The following is a 2,019-nucleotide window of genomic DNA, read 5'->3' as shown; positions in this document are numbered from 1 at the left end:
AGAACCGAAATTAACTCGACTCAATTTACATTGGCACAATTCGAACTGTAAAAAGTGGCACAGTTTGAACTGAAATTACTGGCACTATAGCTCCGAAATCAGTGGCACAAATCAAACCGAATTATCCAATTATCAAAAAAAATATTACAGAAAAACTAAAAACAAATTTTAAAAATCCTGATAGTTTTGAATTTATTAGCATGACAATAAAAAAAACAATACCCGTCAAGGAGAGGAAGAAAACAATAACAAAGGAGTATCTAGATAAAGTTAAAAAATTAAATAAAGAATTAGATTCTCCAGAACTTTTGCATCAAGCGCAAACAGAGTTGGATTACTTAGAAAAGCAAACGGATGAAAATGCGGACGCAGTTTATTATGTTGATTTTGTCGCTAAAGGAGAAAACAGTTTTGGAGGAACAATACAAAATACCTATTCAGCAACAGTGCTAAATGATGATAAATATACTGTGCTAAAGGTCAAGTAAATAATATATTTATATTAAAAAAAAAGACTACAATAATTTATATATGTAGTCTTTTTTTTTGAATATTATAAGTTATATTAATTAATCACCGATTTTATCTATATCGATAGTGCCATCTGACTTTCTAGCTTTCATTAATATTTTTAAAGCTTCTATGTCAATCGATTTTTTGAAACCAATGTCTTCTCTAATAAATCTTTCAATATTTCTAGTTGCATACTCTGAAATTGCTTTATCGGGTACTCTTTCTCCATCTTTATTATAGAAAATACTCAGGTTGTGTACTAAACTTAAATTAGAAACACTTACATTGTGTTGTTCAATACTAGGGTCATTTAATAATCCATTCAATAGCTTTATCGCTGTATCAGACATGTTTCTAGCTCCTGATTCCCAGCTTTGAACTGCACTTAATGATACACCAAGCGCCTTTCCAAACTCTTTTTGACTTAATTTTAACTTTTTTCTAACTTGCTTAATATCAGACGAATTCATACAATGTAAGCTTATTTTTGTGTAAATGTAAGTATTTTATTTGCAAAATACATACATTGTAAGTATATTTGTATTGTTCAACAACAACAATACAGCAAATATATGGAAACCTTATCAATTAATAAGACCCGAAAACGCAAAACTACGGTAAAACCATATTCGAAAACTTCAATTAATTCGAATACTATTTCAAAATTGTTAAGTGCTGCAATAGTTGAAATTAACCAAGAAGATCAAACGATATTTCTTGAAGCTTTCCAGATAAATCACAATTACAATAAAGGTTATGTAATCACCATAGATACTTCTCCTATAGATGGTGAGTGGGATATGGCTATATCCTTTAATGGGGAGTTAATTGAACTTACTCAATTTCAAAAAGAGCAAATAGAAAATCAAATATATAACTACGCTATTGCGTCATAAATACATTGTCATGAAACAGACTTATACAATTACAATAGAAAGAGAAGTATCAGCACCAAGTGAAGCAGCTGCACAGGTAATAGCAAACAGTCTAGCGAACGACATTAATGGAAATGTTGCTAAAGTAGATAACAATAACGATTTACCATTTTAAATAAATCAAGAATGGACATAAAAGAGGCGGTTGCCGATGCATACGGCAAATTACCAAAAGGTTTAAAGAAGAGAGCTGTTGAAATTTACGGATGTAGTGTATCCTATTTCGATCGATTGGTAGCAGGTAATCCAAAAGATTTAAGTGTCTATTATGTTGCACTAAATGCTATTAAGCAAGCTGCAAAGGAATATAAAGAAGAGATCAATAATAAACTTGACGCGGTACAAGGAGTTAAAGTAGATGAATAATTATGGATTCAACAACTGTAAAATTAGATGGTAGAGAGGTTGTAGTTGTAGATAGGCAAGTATTTAGAGATATGCTTGGAGATTCCTATGAAATTGACCCGGGTATTCCTGTTTAAATAGAGCATAGCAAAACAGTTCCCAAAAGCGTGTTTATTTCAGTGTTAAAATTACGATTTTTTTCTTTTTCTTCTCATCGACTCTCCTT

At 30.9% G+C, this 2,019-nt stretch carries 5 protein-coding genes; 4 read left to right on the top strand and 1 reads right to left on the bottom strand.

Annotated features, from left to right (window positions below; translation table 11 throughout):
- Nucleotides 1-101 precede the first annotated feature (101 nt).
- Nucleotides 102-488 carry a hypothetical protein gene (locus FOF46_RS30690; RefSeq protein ID WP_143919228.1) on the top strand — a complete coding sequence of 129 codons (387 nt, stop codon included), beginning with the start codon at nt 102-104 and terminating at the stop codon, nt 486-488.
- An 81-nt stretch (nt 489-569) separates the two neighbouring features.
- On the opposite strand, the gene FOF46_RS30685 is transcribed toward FOF46_RS30690, so the two are convergent.
- Nucleotides 570-983 carry a helix-turn-helix domain-containing protein gene (locus tag FOF46_RS30685; RefSeq protein WP_143919227.1) on the bottom strand — a complete coding sequence of 138 codons (414 nt, stop codon included), beginning with the start codon at nt 981-983 and terminating at the stop codon, nt 570-572.
- A gap of 102 nt (nt 984-1,085) precedes the next feature.
- On the opposite strand from FOF46_RS30685, the gene FOF46_RS30680 reads away from it, so the two are divergent.
- From FOF46_RS30680 to FOF46_RS30675, 3 genes are read left to right on the top strand one after another with little or no spacing between them, the layout of a single operon-like run.
- Nucleotides 1,086-1,409, top strand: coding sequence for a hypothetical protein (locus FOF46_RS30680; RefSeq protein ID WP_143919226.1), 324 nt, complete (start codon nt 1,086-1,088; stop codon nt 1,407-1,409).
- A gap of 10 nt (nt 1,410-1,419) precedes the next feature.
- Complete coding sequence (locus tag FOF46_RS32005) at nt 1,420-1,563, top strand: hypothetical protein (RefSeq protein ID WP_167572026.1); 144 nt, start codon at nt 1,420-1,422, stop codon at nt 1,561-1,563.
- Between the two features lie 11 nt (nt 1,564-1,574).
- The gene (locus FOF46_RS30675) at nt 1,575-1,814 is read left to right on the top strand and encodes a hypothetical protein (protein WP_143919225.1); all 240 of its coding nucleotides are present in this window, start codon (nt 1,575-1,577) and stop codon (nt 1,812-1,814) included.
- Nucleotides 1,815-2,019: the final 205 nt, after the last annotated feature.

The organism is Aquimarina algiphila (assembly GCF_007489275.1).
Taxonomy (GTDB): domain Bacteria; phylum Bacteroidota; class Bacteroidia; order Flavobacteriales; family Flavobacteriaceae; genus Aquimarina; species Aquimarina algiphila.
This window is presented reverse-complemented; position numbering and strand designations above follow the sequence as displayed.